Annotated in this window: 15 protein-coding genes; 12 read left to right on the top strand and 3 right to left on the bottom strand. The window is 63.9% G+C overall.

The genetic code is table 11. The annotated features are described in order from the left end of the window. Positions 1-8 precede the first annotated feature (8 nt). From AB7I51_RS07550 to AB7I51_RS07575, 6 genes are all read left to right on the top strand, one after another. The gene (locus AB7I51_RS07550) at positions 9-1,001 is read left to right on the top strand and encodes an NAD-dependent epimerase/dehydratase family protein (protein ID WP_428403729.1); all 993 of its coding nucleotides are present in this window, start codon (positions 9-11) and stop codon (positions 999-1,001) included. 10 nt (positions 1,002-1,011) lie between these two features. Then, positions 1,012-2,436 (top strand): glycosyltransferase family 4 protein, encoded by a 1,425-nt coding sequence (locus AB7I51_RS07555; RefSeq protein WP_428403728.1) that lies wholly within the window; start codon positions 1,012-1,014, stop codon positions 2,434-2,436. 180 nt (positions 2,437-2,616) lie between these two features. Then, positions 2,617-3,147: a hypothetical protein gene (locus AB7I51_RS07560; RefSeq protein ID WP_428403727.1), complete on the top strand. Its 531-nt coding sequence runs from the start codon at positions 2,617-2,619 to the stop codon at positions 3,145-3,147. Between the two features lie 203 nt (positions 3,148-3,350). After that, entirely contained in the window at positions 3,351-4,352 is a 1,002-nt protein-coding gene (locus AB7I51_RS07565) for an adenosine kinase (RefSeq protein WP_428403726.1), read from the top strand. A gap of 59 nt (positions 4,353-4,411) precedes the next feature. Continuing rightward, positions 4,412-4,849, top strand: coding sequence for an FKBP-type peptidyl-prolyl cis-trans isomerase (locus AB7I51_RS07570; protein WP_428403725.1), 438 nt, complete (start codon positions 4,412-4,414; stop codon positions 4,847-4,849). Between the two features lie 291 nt (positions 4,850-5,140). Next, positions 5,141-6,913, top strand: coding sequence for a hypothetical protein (locus tag AB7I51_RS07575; protein WP_428403724.1), 1,773 nt, complete (start codon positions 5,141-5,143; stop codon positions 6,911-6,913). 30 nt (positions 6,914-6,943) lie between these two features. Here AB7I51_RS07575 and ubiB read toward each other — a convergent pair whose 3' ends face one another. Next, positions 6,944-8,503 (bottom strand): 2-polyprenylphenol 6-hydroxylase, encoded by a 1,560-nt coding sequence (ubiB, locus tag AB7I51_RS07580; RefSeq protein ID WP_428403723.1) that lies wholly within the window; start codon positions 8,501-8,503, stop codon positions 6,944-6,946. Between the two features lie 22 nt (positions 8,504-8,525). After that, a complete protein-coding gene (ubiE, locus tag AB7I51_RS07585; RefSeq protein WP_428403722.1) occupies positions 8,526-9,293 on the bottom strand; it encodes a bifunctional demethylmenaquinone methyltransferase/2-methoxy-6-polyprenyl-1,4-benzoquinol methylase UbiE in 768 nt (255 codons plus the stop codon). A gap of 113 nt (positions 9,294-9,406) precedes the next feature. Here ubiE and mutM point away from each other — a divergent pair, with 113 nt between their 5' ends. The 6 genes from mutM to AB7I51_RS07615 all read left to right on the top strand — a co-directional run bounded on the left by mutM (position 9,407) and on the right by AB7I51_RS07615 (position 15,691). Further along, positions 9,407-10,276 carry a bifunctional DNA-formamidopyrimidine glycosylase/DNA-(apurinic or apyrimidinic site) lyase gene (gene mutM / locus AB7I51_RS07590; RefSeq protein ID WP_428403721.1) on the top strand — a complete coding sequence of 290 codons (870 nt, stop codon included), beginning with the start codon at positions 9,407-9,409 and terminating at the stop codon, positions 10,274-10,276. Positions 10,277-10,364: 88 nt separating this feature from the next. Further along, positions 10,365-11,123 carry an ABC transporter ATP-binding protein gene (locus AB7I51_RS07595; RefSeq protein WP_428403720.1) on the top strand — a complete coding sequence of 253 codons (759 nt, stop codon included), beginning with the start codon at positions 10,365-10,367 and terminating at the stop codon, positions 11,121-11,123. Then, complete coding sequence (locus AB7I51_RS07600; RefSeq protein ID WP_428403719.1) at positions 11,120-11,932, top strand: ABC transporter permease; 813 nt, start codon at positions 11,120-11,122, stop codon at positions 11,930-11,932. Before AB7I51_RS07595 ends, AB7I51_RS07600 begins: the two co-directional genes overlap by 4 nt. 2 nt (positions 11,933-11,934) lie before the next feature. Next, a complete protein-coding gene (locus AB7I51_RS07605) occupies positions 11,935-12,663 on the top strand; it encodes a TlyA family RNA methyltransferase (protein WP_428403718.1) in 729 nt (242 codons plus the stop codon). Next, positions 12,660-13,928, top strand: coding sequence for a class I SAM-dependent RNA methyltransferase (locus tag AB7I51_RS07610; RefSeq protein ID WP_428403717.1), 1,269 nt, complete (start codon positions 12,660-12,662; stop codon positions 13,926-13,928). Before AB7I51_RS07605 ends, AB7I51_RS07610 begins: the two co-directional genes overlap by 4 nt. Positions 13,929-14,266: 338 nt before the next feature. Continuing rightward, the gene (locus AB7I51_RS07615; RefSeq protein WP_428403716.1) at positions 14,267-15,691 is read left to right on the top strand and encodes an FAD-binding oxidoreductase; all 1,425 of its coding nucleotides are present in this window, start codon (positions 14,267-14,269) and stop codon (positions 15,689-15,691) included. Here the strand turns inward: AB7I51_RS07615 and AB7I51_RS07620 are convergent. Further along, the gene (locus AB7I51_RS07620) at positions 15,688-15,972 is read right to left on the bottom strand and encodes a hypothetical protein (RefSeq protein ID WP_428403715.1); all 285 of its coding nucleotides are present in this window, start codon (positions 15,970-15,972) and stop codon (positions 15,688-15,690) included. The genes AB7I51_RS07615 and AB7I51_RS07620 overlap by 4 nt on opposite strands.

The raw sequence follows: 15,972 nt of genomic DNA on the forward strand, positions 1-15,972 counted from the left end.
AGGGCGCGATGGCCGCCTTCGAGCGCATTTTGGTGACGGGCGGCGCCGGGTTCGTCGGCAGCCACCTTTGCGGCGCTCTGGCGAAGGCCTATCCGCAGGCTGCCCGGGCGATGTTGTTGCGTCCCGGAGAATCTGGCGGCCATGAGGGTTTCGCGGCGGCCGTCGCCGATCTCGTCGACGAAGCCGCGATCGACGCGCTCATAGCGCGCCTGCGCCCCGATCTCATCGTCCATCTCGCGGGTCAAGCGTCGATCGGCCAAGCGCTGCATGCTGCCGAATTGAGCTGGCGGGTGAATTTTTGCGGCTCCTTCGCGCTTGGCGCGGCGGTCGCCCATCACTGTCCCACGGCCACGTTTCTCTTCGCCTCGACGGCGGCGGCCTATGGTGCGAGCTTTCGCGACGGCATGTTGAGCGAAGACGCGCCGCTGCGCCCGGTCGATGTCTATAGCCGCTCGAAGGTCGCCGCGGAGAGCGCGCTTGCGGATCTGCTCGCGCCGCAAGGACGGCTGATCGTGGCGCGACCGGTCAATCATTCCGGACCCGGCCAGCGCAATCGCAATTTTGCGCTCGCCTCCTTCGCCGCGCAGATCGCCGCGATCGAGTCGGGCCGCGTCGCGCCGCTGATCAAAGTCGGCGATCTGTCGAAGGCGCGCGATTTTCTCGACGTGCGCGACGTGATCGACGCCTATCTGCGGCTGATCGAAAAAGCGCCCGACCTGCCGGCGCCCGTCTCGATCTTCAACATCGCGTCCGGGACGGCGCATCGCCTGGAGGCGCTGCTCGATCGCCTGCGCGGACAGTCCAAGGCGAACGTTGACGTCGAGGTCGATCCGGCGCTGCTGCGGCCCGGCGGCAGCGACCTCGCCAGCGTCGCCTGCGACGCGACGAAGCTTGCCGAGGCGACCGGCTGGCGTCCGCGCCACGACATAGACGACATGCTGCGGGCGCTTCTCATCGACGCCCGCGCCGCTGAGGCGCAAGCCGCTCTGGCGTCGTCATGAGCAAGGGATCATGAGCGAGCGGCAGAATCGAGAGCGCGATGAGGATCGCGAGCGCATTCGCCTGCTTGAATTCCAGCTCGATTATTTGCGCGCCGAACTCCTGCATCTGACTCATGAGCGCTATCGGCTGATCTATTCGGTTTCCGGCCACATCTACCGCTTTCTTCGGCCGATCGAAGCTTTCATCGCCGACAGCGCGAATGCTATCGCCGCGCGGTTTCGCCCGCCGCCGTCCCAGGCGACTCCATTGGCGCCTGCGGCGCCCGCTTCCGCTGCGCGGCGCGCGCCGCTGCCGGCGCGCCGGCTGCTGGTCGACGTGACCGGAACCATCAAGCGCGATGCGGGCACCGGCATTCAGCGGGTCGTCAAGGAAGTGACGCGCGGCCTTTATGGCGACGAAAGCTTCGACATCCCTGCCATCGCCGTTCGCTGCGCCGGCGGGCGCCTGCTGACCGCCAACGGTTTCATCGCCGAGCTTGTCGGCGGCGACGCCGGGCCCGACTCGGAAATCGCCATCGAAGCCGGCGACCGATTTCTGATGCTTTCCGACAGCTGGAACGCGTTCGACGAGCTTGCGCCGATTTTTGAAAAGATTCGCGACGAGGGCGGCGCGGTCGTCACCTGCATCTTCGATCTCATTCCCGAGCTTTATCCGCACGCCTGCCATGAAGTGACGGTGCCGCGCTATCGCGCCTGGCTGCGCAAGGCGCTCCTCGAAAGCGACAGTTTTTTGGCGATTTCGCAAACCGTGGCCGACGAACTCGCCGACTATGTCGCCGCGCAAGGTCTTCCGCACCGTGCCGGGCTCAAGATCGGCTGGTTCCACTGCGGCTCCGATCTAGCGCTGCGCGCCGACGCCGCGCCGAATGAGAAGATAAGAGCGGCGGTTACGGGCGACGCCCCGGTCTTTCTCGCCGTGGGCACGATCGAGCCGCGCAAGGGCCAGCGCGTCGCGATCCGCGCCTTCGAAGAACTTTGGGCGAATGGACGCGACATTCGGCTGATCGTCGTCGGGCGGCGCGGCTGGTTTGAGGAAGCGACGGTCAACGAGATTCTCACGCATGCCGAATTCGGTCGTCGGCTGTTCTGGTTCGACGACGTCGACGACGATGCGCTTTCCTATCTCTATGATCATGCGGCCGCGTTGATCTTCCCGTCCTATGCGGAAGGCTTCGGCCTTCCGATCGTCGAGGCGGCGCGGCGCGGCCGTCCAGCGATCTGCAGCGATATTCCGGTCTTTCGCGAGGTCGGCGGGTCGGGGGCGCTCTATTTTCGCGTCAATGACGCAAAGGCGCTGGCGGAGACGATCGCCGATTTTCTCGACGGCCGGCGCGCGGGGGACCCCGAGAAGGTCCTGCGCGTCGCCTGGCGCGAGGCGTCGCGTCGCGTCGTCGACGTGATCGCCCGCGAAGAGTGGAGCCGTCGCCTGCCGTAAGCGGCGGCTTCGCGTCGCAACATCAGGATCGCCATTTTCGCACTCCGCCAAAGCGTGCTAGAGAGGCGCCAATTGGTCGTGCGGCCCGGCCAGCGCCTTCCCGGCGCGCTGGGTCGCACGGCTTTTCGCTTCAATGCGGGCAGGGCTTTCGCCTTCCCAGCCATAAGGGAAACGCTCTCCATGCCGATCAATATTCCGTATCTCAACGAGCAGACGCCGCAGACCGTGCTCAAGATGATCAATCTTGAAGCGTCGCAACTGTCCCTGCCCGATTCTCGTGAATTAATGCTGGGCGCTTTCGGCGCCTATGGCGTGCTTCAGGCGATCGCGCAGGCGTTCAATCATTCGCTGCTCGGAAGCCTGATCTATGGAATATTGAGCGCTGGCTTTCTGTATGGCGCGACTTACGGCCTGCTGCGCGTTCTCAAGGAGGACGCAAAGTTTCAGCGCACGGCGTTGGCGCTTGCGATCATGGGCGCCATTGCGGCGCTCGCCTATACGATCCTGCATCTCGTCTTCGGCATCGCCCTGCCGCCGCCGCTGCCGACGGAAAAGCTGCTGCGTTTTTTGCTCTTCCCGATCCTGATCTGGATGGCGTTCATGTACGCCTTCCTGTTCCGCCATGTGTCGCTGCGCCCGGTGCCGGCCTTCGTGACCGCGGCGCTGATCGTCCTCGTCGTTGAAGTGATCCTGCCGCCGATCTGCAAATAGCCGCCCTAGATCGGGTTATCCGCATTGGGGCGGAATCGCTCAAATGCGGATAACGTGATCGATTCCAAAAGCTTAGAGCGCGCTCTAGGCGTTCCGGCCGCCGCGCATCGCGCCTGATCGACTGGCCAGCGCCGCAGTGCTAAACACCACGCCTGCGGCGCGAAGGCGTCCAATCATCTATCTTCATCGGACGATCGCCTCTCATGACCTCATCATTTGACGTGCTGGGCATCGGCAACGCCATCGTCGACACGATCGCCCGCGCCGAGGACGACGATCTGCTTCAGGCGGGACTGCGCAAAGGCTCGATGACGCTTGTCGACGAAGCGCGCGCCGCTGAGCTCTATGCGGCGATGGGCCCGACGACGGTCATATCTGGCGGCTCAGCCGCAAACACCATGGCCGGCCTCGCCAGCCTCGGGCGCGCCGCCGGATTCGTCGGGAAAGTGAAAGAAGACGACGCTGGGCGCGAATTCGCGCATGACATCCGCAAGGCGGGCGTCGCCTTCGACACGCCCTTCGCGGCCGGCGGCGCCGCGACGGCGCGTTGCCTGATCTTCGTGACGCCGGACGGCCAGCGCACGATGAACACTTTTCTCGGCGCCTGTCAGGCGCTCGCGCCGGCCGATATCGACGAGGAGGCGGTCGCGCGCGCGAAAGTTCTTTATATGGAGGGCTATCTGTGGGACCCGCCGGGCGCCAAGGAAGCTTTCCTGAAAGCAGCGAAAATCTCGCGCGCCAACGGACGCAAAGTGGCGCTTACGCTGTCCGACAGTTTCTGCGTCGATCGCTATCGCGGCGAATTTCTCTCGCTCATTCGCGACCGGGTCGTCGACATTGTTTTCGCCAATGAGAGCGAATTGCATGCGCTCTATGAAACTGGCGATTTCGACACGGCGCTCGCGGCGCTGCGCGCCGAACACGGAATTCTCGGCATCGTCACCCGGTCGGAAAAGGGCTGCGTGGTCGCCAATGGCGCGAGCGCCGTCGCGACGCCGGCCTTCCCGGTCGAGGAGGTCGTCGACACGACCGGCGCCGGCGATCTCTTCGCCGCTGGCTTTCTTGCCGGTTATGCGCAGGACTTGCCGCATGAACGCAGCGCCATGCTCGGCGCGCTCGCCGCGGCGGAGATCATTTCGCATGTCGGCGCGCGGCCGCAGAAGGATTTGCTGCAACTCGCCCGCGACAATGAGGTTCTGGGATAGGGTTCGCCTGTCCTCGCCTTGAGGAACATGGCGGCGGTTTAAAGCTGGAGGAACGAAAGATGCGCCTTGTATCAAGAACAGTTCTGGCCGCCTTCGCCGCGATCGCGAGCCTCGCGATCACAGTTGACGTCCGCGCCGAAGCGGAAATGACCAAAAGCCTGACCGGCCTTCAATACAAGGACACCAAGGTCGGGAAGGGCGCGACCGCGAAGGTCGGCCAGACCGCGGCGGTGCATTACACCGGCTGGCTCTACAACAATGGCGAGAAGGGCAAGAAATTCGATTCCTCGCATGATCGCGGCCAACCGTTCGAATTTCCGCTTGGCCAGGGCCAGGTGATCAAGGGCTGGGACGAAGGCGTCGAAGGCATGAAGGTCGGCGGCAAGCGCACGCTGGTGATTCCGCCGGAGCTCGGCTATGGCGCGCGCGGCGCCGGCGGCGTTATCCCGCCGCACGCCTGGCTGATCTTCGACGTGGAACTGGTCGGGGTGAAATAGGCGCGCGCCCAACAGTTCGAACAAGAAATCGCGCACCCTTCCTAACTCCGACTCCGGTCGATCTGTACGCGGGATTTGCCATTCCCGGCAGGCCGAAGGCCTGACCGGGATTCCAGAGCCAATTCAAGAATGCTGGTTTTGCTCTGGATTCCCGATCGCGCGCAAAGCGCGCGTCGGGAATGACGCCGAAGTTTTCGACTCAATCCATGGCATCCTTTTTATGGTGCGCGCGTTTTCAATTATTCATACGCGTAGAATTCCTTATCTCCTTATTTGAAAGAGGATTCTCATATGAATTCCAGGGAAAGCGCTTTCACCCATCCCGATAAAGTCTGCGACATCGTCATGAAGGGCGGGATCACCAGCGGCGTCGTCTATCCGCTGGCGATCGTCACGCTCGCCAAACAATATCGATTCGCCAATATCGGCGGAACCTCGGCCGGGGCGATGGCGGCGGCGGCCGCGGCGGCTGCGGAATATGGCCGCTTCAGCGAGACCGGCGGCTTCGCGCGGCTCGAAGAGGTTCCGAGCGAAATCGGCCCCAATCTGCGGCGCCTGTTTCAGCCGACGCCTGCCTTGCGGCCGCTCTTCGAGATTTTCGTCGCGCTGCTCGAAGCGAAATCGACCTTCGGGAAGATCGCGGGCGTCATTGGCGCCGCCATAAAAGGCTATTCCGGCGCCGCCGCGATCGGCGCCGTTCCAGGAATCGCCGCGTTGATCCTCATGTCGGCGGGCGGCTGCGGGCCGCTCGCCGCGCTCCTCGTCGGCGTCGTCATCGGCATCGTCGGCGTCGTCGTTGCGCTCATCGGGCGGATTTTTTTTGCGCTCACGAAGGAGCTTCCCGCCGACGATTACGGTCTTTGCCCTGGCCTGACGCAGCCCGGCGGCGAGGGCGAGGGCTTCACAGACTGGCTCGCCCGCCTCATCGAAGAGACGGCGGGCCGAAAGGGAAGGGCCGCGCCGCTCACTTTCGGCGATCTCGAAAAACCCGCCGAAGGCCGCGATCACATCGGGCTGATGATGATGACGACGAGCCTGATGGAAATGCGCCCCTATACGCTGCCCTTCGACAGCGAGTCGGGTGCGCGCGACGGCGAAACATATGGATTCGTCTTCGAGCTCGGCGAATGGCGAAAGCTCTTTCCGGCGCCCGTGATCGACTATCTCACGCGTGTCTGCCGGCCTTACGCGCCGACGCAGGGAGAAAAGGGCGAGTTCTTCCATTTTCCCGACAGGGATGAATTGCCGGTTCTCGTCGCGGCGCGCATGAGCCTGAGCTTTCCCGGCCTGATCAGCGCCGTGCCGCTCTGGCGGCGGGACTTTCTCTACCGGGAGAAAAGCGACCAGCAGCGGCTGCGACGCTGCCTCTTTAGCGACGGCGGTCTTTCCAGCAATTTCCCGATCCATTTCTTCGACAGTCTTCTGCCCAATCATCCAACCTTCGCCATATCGCTCGACGCTTACGACGAGCGGCGCAGCAGCGGCGGACCCAATGACCGCGTCTGGCTGCACAAAAAAGCGCGCGAAGGGATCAATCGTCCGGTCATCGGCTTTGAAGGTCTCGTCCCCTTCCTTCTGCGGCTCGTCGATTCGGCGAAGGATTGGCAGGACAATCTGCAAAGCGTATTGCCCGGCTATCGCGAGCGCATCGCGCATATCGGCCTTAAAGGAGAAGAAGGCGGCCTCAATATCGCGATGGACGCGCCGACGATTAGCCGCCTTGCCGATCTCGGCCGGCAAGCCGGCGAGCGTCTCGAAGAATTCGATCTCGACGCGCATCGCTGGCGACGCTTTCTCGTCGCCATGGCGCGCATGGAGCAGACGCTCGACGAAGTGGCGCAGTCCTATGACGGGGTGAAAGGCGCCGAGCCGTTTCGCGATTTTCTCGACCGCTATCCCGATCTCGCCGCCGAATATAGACAGACGCCCGCGGAACTCGAGGAAATGCTGAAGCGCGGCGCGCAACTCGCGAAGCTCGGGGAGGAGTGGCGCCGCGAACCCAGGGTCCGCGACGGCAAAATTCCGCGACCGCGAACCGCCCTGCGCATCACGCCGATCCCGTAGGGGGGAGCGCGGGGCGGCGCGCCGCGCTCGCTAAAAAATCCACACCGCCAGCAGTGCCAGAGCGATCACGGCGAGCAGGAACCAGCGGTCGGACCGGCGTCTCATTTCCGAAAGCGCGTCGAGCGAACGGTCCGACAATTCGACGCCTTCCTCCGCCATCTTTGACACGCGATGGATCGCCAGTTCCGCCTCCGCCAGGGTCTGCGGCAGATGGGTCGCGAGCTTCGCCAATTCCACGACGCTCCTGCTCGCGTCCTCGACCTTCGCCTTGACCCCGAGATTTTCCTCGATCCACGATCGCACGACGGGATCGCAGGTCTTCCAGATATCGAGCGTCGGATCGAAGGCGCGGGCGACGCCCTCAGCGACGACCATCGTCTTTTGCAAGAGCACCAGCTCAGTGCGGGTGCGCATGTCGAAGAGCGCCGTCACTTCGAACAGCAGCGTCAAGAGACGCGCCATCGAAATATCGGCGGCGTTGATCGTATGCATCGGCTCGCCGATCGCGCGCAGCGCTTGGGAAAATTCCTCGACCGAATGAGTCGCGGGAACATAGCCCGCCTCGAAATGAACCTCGGCGACGCGCTTATAATCGCGAATGATGAATCCATAGAGGATTTCGGCGAGGAACCGGCGCTCCTTGAGGCCCAGACGCCCCATGATGCCAAAGTCGATGGCGACGAGCCTTCCCTTCTTGTCGACGAACAAATTGCCCTGATGCATGTCGGCGTGAAAAAAGCCATCGCGCATCGCGTGGCGCAGGAAGGACTGCAGCACATTGCGGCCGATCGCCTTCAGGTCATGCCCCTCGGCCGCGACCCGCTCCATATCCGACAGCGGAATGCCGTCGATCCATTCGAGCGTCAGGACTTCACGGTCGGTGCGGCTCCAGTCGACGCGCGGCACGTGAATTTCCGGATCCCCAGCGACATTGTCGGCGAATTCCGAGGCCGCCGCGGCTTCGAGACGAAAGTCGGTTTCAAGCCGCACCGTGCGGGCCAGCGTATCAACCACTTCGATCATGCGCAGGCGCCGCGCCTCCGAGGAATAGCGCTCGGCGAGACGCGCGATCCGATACATGTCGCGCAAATCGACGGCGAACTGGCTTTCGATTCCCGGCCGCAGCACTTTCACCGCAACCTTGCGCACGCCCTCCTTGTAGCGCGCCTCGGCCACATGCACCTGGGCGACGGAGGCCGCTGCGACCGGCTCGCCGAAAGAGACGAAGAGTTCGTCGATGTTTCTGCCCAGCGCCTTTTCAATGATGGCGACGGCCTTGTCGCGGCCGAAGGGCTCCATCCGGTCCTGCAGCGCGGTCAGTGCGTCGGCGATCTCGCCGCCGACAATGTCCGGACGGGTCGCCAGAAACTGGCCGAGCTTCACGTAAGATGGGCCGATCTGCGCCAGGGCGCGCACCAGCGCCTTGCCGGCGCCGTCGCGCTTGCCGCCGGCGAAGAGATTGGCGAAACGCACCAGCGGCGCCGCCGCCGGCGGCAGAAGCGCGGGATCGAGCAGCGCAAAGACGCCTTCGCGCGCCATGATGTAGCCGGCGCGCGCCAGACGATAGAAATGACTGACGCCAAGTATCACGAATGCCGCCGCTCTTTAAGGATCAGCTCTTCCAGCCGGAGTGGATCGCCACCACGCCGCCGGTCAGCCGCTCATAGCCGGTGCGGCGAAAGCCCGCCTTGCGGATCATCCGTTCGAATTCCTCCGCGCTCGGAAATTTGCGGATCGATTCGACGAGATAGCGGTAGGGCTCGGAGTCTCCGGCGACGAATTTGCCGATCGTCGGAATGACATTGAACGAATAGGCTTCATAAAGCTTGTCGAGTCCCGGAACGGCGACATGCGAAAACTCAAGGCAGAGGAAACGGCCGCCGGGTTTCAGAACGCGATGGGCTTCGCTGAGCGCAACCTCGATGCGCGGCACGTTGCGGATGCCGAAGGCGATCGTGTAGCTGTCGAAATGCGCATCGGGAAAGGGCAGCGATTCGGCGTTCGCCTGCACGAATTCGACGCCGGAAAGGCCGCGCTCCTTCGCTCGGTCCTTGCCGACTTCGAGCATTTCGCCATTGATGTCGAGCACGACAATTTCGGCGTCATGCGCGGCCGCGGCGGCGATGCGAAAGGCAATGTCGCCGGTGCCGCCGGCGACGTCCAGGTGACGAAAGTCCCGGCGCCCGCGCGCATTGACCTTGGCGGCGAGCGTGTCCTTCCACAGCCGGTGCATGCCCCCCGACATCAGATCGTTCATGATGTCGTAGCGCCGCGCGACCTTGTGAAAGACGTCGTCGACGAGGCCCTGTTTCTCGCTCAAGGGGACTTCGGAATAGCCGAAATGGGTCGAGCCCTCTCGCTCGGAACTTCGATCAATCATCAGGCGCTCGGGTGACGAGGAAGGAAGGGGACGGTATAGCCTGTCGCCGGCCCGGTGGCTACGCCCGCGCCGCCCCGGCGCGCCGGCACTTCGTAACGGGATGAACCCGAATTATGCCCGAACTGCCCGAGGTCGAAACCGTGCGGCGGGGACTAGCCCCGGCGCTCGTCGGCGCGACGATCGCGCACGTCGAGCTGCGCCGCCATGATCTGCGCCTTCCCTTTCCCGAGCGCTTCGCCGCGCGACTTCAGGGCCGGCGGGTGCTCGACCTTCGCCGCCGCGCCAAATATCTCATCGCCGATCTCGACGATGCGAATTCGCTGATCATGCATTTTGGCATGAGCGGGTCCTTTCGCATCGATGACGAAACGCCGGGCGACCGGCGCCCCTCCAGCGGCAAGATTGCTGCGCATGACCATGTCGTTTTCCATCTCGATCATGGAAAGCGCGTCATCTACAACGATCCGCGCCGTTTTGGCTGCATGCTGCTCGTCGCGACAGATGAGATCGGCGCTGACCAGCGCCTTTCCGGTCTCGGCGTCGAGCCTTTGAGCGACGCGCTCGACGCCGCCTTCCTTGCCGGCGCCTTTCGCGGACGCGCGGCGCCGGTCAAGGCGCTTCTCCTCGACCAGCGTCTGATCGCCGGGCTCGGCAATATCTATGTCTGCGAAGCGGCGTATCGCGCGCGCATCTCGCCGCTGCGCGCCGCCGGCTCCCTCGTCACACCGGGCGGCAGGCCTAAGGCGGCGCTGGCGCGGCTGCCGCAGGCGATCAAGGATGTCTTAAACGACGCGCTCAAGGCGGGCGGCTCGTCCTTGCGCGACCATCGCCAGACCGATGGCTCGCTCGGCTATTTCCAGCACAGTTTTCGCGTCTATGACCGCGAAGGCGCGGCCTGCCCGACGCCGGGTTGCAAGGGAACGATTACGCGCGTCGTCCAGTCCGGGCGCTCGACATTCCATTGTCCGGCGTGTCAGAAGTAGAGAAGGGCCTTTGTTCAAAAAGGCATCATTGAAATATTAATATATGAGATGCGCTTGCGTCGCCGGAGCGCGACGATAATGTGCGCGCATGTCAGCCACTCCCGCCGCGCCGACGCTTGCCGTCGCCGGCCTTTCGAAAAATTACGACAATCGCAGAGTCGTGGGGCCGCTCGATTTCTCGCTTGAGGCGGGCTCGGTCACCGGTTTGCTCGGCGGCAATGGCGCAGGCAAGACCACCACCATCGGCATGGTGATGGGACTGATCGAGCCGACCGAAGGCTCGATCCATGTCTTTGGCTGCGACATGTCGCGCGATCGCTATGGCGCGCTCGGCCGCATGAATTTCGAAAGCCCCTATGTCGACTTGCCGCATCGCCTCACCGTGCGGCAAAATCTGCGCGTCTTCGGCATGCTCTATGACATCGAGGATCTCGATGCGAAGATCGAGCGGCTCGCCGAGGATCTCGCGCTCGGCGATTTTCTCGACCGGCAGACCGGACGCTTGTCCGCCGGCCAGAAGACGCGCGTCGCCATCGCCAAGTCGCTGATCAACGACCCCCAGCTTTTGTTGCTCGACGAGCCGACCGCCTCGCTTGACCCGGACACGGCAGATTGGGTGCGGGCGCGATTGGAGGCGCATCGGAAGTCTCATAATTGCGCGATCCTGCTCGCCTCGCACAATATGAACGAGGTCGAGCGTCTCTGCGATCGCGTGCTGATGCTCAAGGACGGAACGCTGGTCGACGACGATTCGCCGGCAAATCTCCTGGCGCGCTATGGCCGCGACACGCTCGAAGAAGTTTTTCTCGACGTCGCCCGCGGCCGCGTCGAGGGAGACGCGGCATGAATTTCTCCTTCAAACGCGTCGGCGCGATGGTGCTGCGTTACGCCTATCTTCTGCGCGCCTCGCGCACGCGCGTGCTCGATTTGGTCTATTGGCCGACCGTTCAGCTCCTCACTTGGGGATTTTTGCAGACCTATCTGATGCGCGCCGGCGCGCTCGCGGCGCCGGGCGGCGCGGCGCAGGCCGCCGGCACGCTCATCGGCGCGATTCTTTTGTGGGACATTCTGCTGCGCGGGCAGCAGGGCTTCTGCTTTTCCTTCATCGAGGAAATGTGGTCGCGCAATCTGCCCAATATTTTGATGAGCCCGCTGCGGCCGGCGGAATTTGTCAGCGCGCTCGTCGCGATGAGCCTCATTCGACTGACCGTCGGCGTGCTTCCCGTCACGATCTTTGCGATCCTGTTCTTCGGCTTCAATCTCTGGACGCTCGGGATCGCTTTCGCGGCCTTCTTCATCGTGCTGATGTTCTTCGCCTGGAGCATCGGGCTCTTCGTCTCCGGCATTCTGCTGCGCTTTGGACTGGGCGCCGAAAGTCTCGTCTGGTCGCTGATGTTCCTCGTGCAGCCGCTCGCCGCCGTCTATTATCCGGTGACCACGCTGCCGACATGGTTGCAGCCGTTCTCTTGGATGCTGCCGCCGACCTATGTGTTCGAAGGTCTTCGCGGCATATTGATCGATCATGTGATCCATTGGGACTTGCTGGCGCAGGGCTTGACGATCGACGTGGTTCTGTTCGCGGCGGCGTCGGCCGGGTTTGGCCGGCTGCTGCAAAGCGCGCGGCGCGCCGGCACGCTGTTGCAGACGGGAGAATGACGATGGGCGCGAGCCGCGCCGATACGGCGCTCCACGCGCGCGGGCTTTTCGAGAGCCGCGCCAAGGCGCGCGAGGCGATCGAAGCCGGCCTCGTCAGCGTCGACGGCCGCATCGTGAAGAAGCCATCCGAGCCGATCGCCTCAGACGCCAATATCGTTGCCCGCCCGCCCTATCCATGGGTCTCGCGCGGCGGCGTGAAGCTCGCGCATGCGCTCACACATTTCGGCGTCGATCCGAAGGGACGATTCTGTCTTGACGTCGGCGCTTCGACCGGCGGCTTCACCGATGTTCTGCTGACGCAGGGCGCGCGCCATGTCGTCGCCGTCGATGTGGGTCACGGACAATTGCACGAAAGACTGCGAGCCGATTCGCGCGTGACCTCACTCGAAGGCCAGGACGCGCGCACGCTGACGATCGAGCAACTTACCGACGCGCCGAGTTTGATCGTGATCGACGCGAGCTTCATTTCGCTCACGGCGCTATTGCCGCTGGTTCTTTCGCTCGCTGCGCCGCGCGCCGATCTTGTCGCGCTGATCAAGCCACAGTTCGAGGCGGGCCACGCTGCGGTGAAGAAGGGCGTGGTGCGCGACGAAAAAATTCACGCGCAGGTCTGCGCAAGCATCGAGAAAGAAATCGAAGCGCTCGGCTGGCAGGTTCGCGGCGTCATTCCCTCGCCGATCGAAGGCGGCGACGGCAATCGTGAGTTTCTTGTTCATGCCGCGCGATCATGAGCGCCGAGCGTCTCGTCATTGAGCGTCTCGGCTCTCGCGGCGAGGGCGTCGCGCTGCTGCATGAGAAGCGCGTCTTCATTCCCTATGCGCTGCCCGGCGAAATCGTGACCGCGCAGGTCGACAGCGACCACGCCCAACTCGTCGACATCGTCGAAGCTTCGCCGCAGCGGATCGCGCCGGTCTGTCCCCACTTTATGGATTGCGGCGGCTGCGCCGTGCAGACGCTTCGCGCCGACGCTTATGCCGAGTGGAAGCGAAGCCTTGTCCAAAGCGCCCTGTCGAACGCGGGACTTACATGCGACGTGGCGCCGCTCGTCGACGCGCATGGCGCCGGCCGGCGCCGCGTGACCTTTCACGCGCGATTCGACTCCGGACAGGCGAGCGTCGGTTTCATGGCGGCGCGCTCGCATCGGATCGTCGAAATCGACTCCTGCCCCTTGCTCGCGCCCGAGCTCGACGGCGCGTTGACCGCAGCGCGCGCCATCGCCGCAGTTCTTGCGCCGCGCGGCAAGCCGCTCGACATCGCCGTCACGGCGACGCTTGGCGGTCTCGACATCGAGCTGCGCGGCGCCCGTCCGCTCATCGATGAGGAAACGAGCGCCTTGATAACCGCGGCCGACGCGCATGATCTCGCGCGGCTGACAAATCACGGCAGGCTCGTCGCGCTGCGTCGCGCGCCGCAAATCAACATTGGCGAGGCGACGCTGACGCTTCCCGCCGGCGCCTTCCTGCAGGCGACGCAGCGCGGCGAGGATGAAATCGCGGCGCGAGTCCTAAAGGCGACCGCTAAGGCGCGATTCGTCGCCGATCTTTTCAGCGGCGTCGGCGCCTTCGCGCTTCGCCTCGCACGGCGGGCCAAGGTCAAAGCCTATGATTCGGACGGGGCCGCGATCGCCGCCATGCGCGCCGCCGCCCAGGCGGCGCAGGGCCTGCGCACGCTTGAGGGAATCGAGCGCGATCTCTTTACCCGCCCGTTAAGCGCCAGCGAACTCAATGGTTTCGACGCCATCGTCTTCGATCCGCCGCGCGCCGGCGCCGCCGCTCAAGCGGCCGAAATCGCGCGATCGGGAATCCCGATCGTCGTCGCTGTCTCCTGCCATGCACAAAGTTTCGCCCGCGACGCCGCAATTTTGCTCAAAGGCGGGTTCGTCATTCGTGAAATCGCGCCTCTCGACCAGTTCCGCTATGCGGCGCATGTCGAGATCGTCGCGGTTTTCGAGAAGGAGAGCAGGCGCAAATCGCCAAAACGGCGGCTATTGGGATGAATTTGTCGGCGCCGCCGTCACGCTGCTGTGCCGAGAATGTCACAGGAGGGTCAAGAAGCGACATTCGGACGCAGCAGTCTTGCTCTGCGGTATTGCCGGTCCACCGAATCGGGCATAGGATTTGCGAGGTAGTCCAGCGTAGCCGGAAGTTGAATGATTTCCGTGATCTGGAAGGAGAACGTCATGATGAATGCGCTTATCGCCGCAACATTGTGCAGTGTCGTCCTCGCGAGCGCGCCTGTCGCCATGCGCGCCTATGTTTACGCGCGCTGCAAAGATAATAGCCGCCGTCCTTATCGCTAAGGACAGCGCGACAAAAAGGGCGCATCCTACTGACTGTGACAGCCAATCGGTCTGAAGCGCCTTTTCTGATCTCTCGTCTCGCGGCCATTGTCGGCGAGACGGCCGTCGTAACCGATCCGGCGGCGATGTCGCCCTATCTGGCCGAGCCCCGTGACCTTTATCATGGCCGCGCGCTCTGCGTGCTCAAGCCGCGAACCGCGCGCGAAGTCGGCGATATTCTTGCGCTATGCAATGAAGCCGGCACGCCCGTCACCCCCCAAGGCGGCAATACCGGGCTTGTCGGCGGCCAGACCCCCGACGCAAGCGGCGCTTCGGTCGTGCTTTCGCTCGAAAGGCTCAACCGGATCCGCGCCGTCGACCCCATCGCCGACGCGATGACCGTCGAGGCCGGCGTGACGCTGGCGCAGGCGCAAGACGCTGCGCAGGGCGCCGACCGCTATTTCCCGCTGTCGCTGGCGTCGGAAGGCAGCTGCACCATCGGCGGCAATCTTTCGACCAACGCCGGCGGCGTTCATGTCATCGCTTATGGGTCGATGCGCGACCTCGCGCTAGGGGTCGAGGTCGCGCTCGCCGACGGAAGGCTGCTCTCGACCCTCGGCGCGCTGCGCAAGGACAATACTGGTTACGATCTGACGCGGCTCTTCATCGGCTCGGAAGGCACGCTCGGCGTCGTCACCGCCGCGACGCTCAAGCTCTTTCCTCGTCCGCGCGCGCGCGCCGTCGCGTTTCTTGGACTGCACGATCCCGCCCAGGCGTTGCAACTCTTGAACTTCGTCAAGGGCCGCGCAGGACCGATGCTCCACGCCTTCGAGATCATGTCGCGACCGGGAATGGCGCTGGTCCTGCGCCATATTCCCGGAACGCGCGATCCTCTGGCGCAGCCGCATGACTGGTATGCGCTTGTCGAGCTTGCGGCCTTCTCGGAGGGCGAAGCCGAGCGCGTCGCCGCGCAAATTCTCGCCGCCGCGCTCGACGCTGGACTGGCGCAGGATGCGACGCTCGCCCAATCGCTCGATCAGGCGGGCGCGCTGTGGAAGCTGCGCGAAAGCATGTCGGAAGCGCAAAAGCGGGAGGGCGGCTCGATCAAGCATGATGTCGCCGTGCCGGTGAACGAAATTCCGCATTTCATTGAAGAAGCTGGGCGACGGCTGCGCGAGGCTTTCCCTGAGGCGCGGCCGGTTCCCTTCGGCCATATGGGCGACGGCAACATCCACTATAACATTTCGCAACCCGTCGGCGCCGACAAGGCGGAATTCATTGCGCAATGGACAGAGGTCAACGCCATCGTGCATGGCGTGGTGCGCGAACTTGGCGGCTCGATCTCCGCCGAACATGGCATCGGACGGCTGAAGCGCGATCTATTGCGCGAAACCAAGGACCCCGCCGCGCTCGACGCCATGCGCGCGATCAAATCGGCGCTCGATCCGAACCGCATCCTCAACCCAGGCGTTTTGCTTTAGCTTCGCCCTCGCGGGCAGACGATTTTCACCGTCATGCCTTCCCGGTAGAGGAAATATTCGACGCAGGACTGGCCGTTGACGTCGATCGGCCGCTTGCCGACGTCGGCGGCGCGCAGGAAATCCGCGATCGACGTATAACCCTTGTCGTCCCAATCCATTTCCGCCCAGCCGTAGCCCTGCTTCCACGCGGCGACGGCGCGCGCAAAGAGAAAAAACGCCGGAATCGCAAGGATCGCGGCGATGGTCGTGACAATCAGCCTTCTGCCGAAGGGCGCAGACAT

The sequence above is a fragment of the Methylocystis sp. genome (genome assembly GCF_050246715.1).
GTDB lineage: Bacteria > Pseudomonadota > Alphaproteobacteria > Rhizobiales > Beijerinckiaceae > Methylocystis.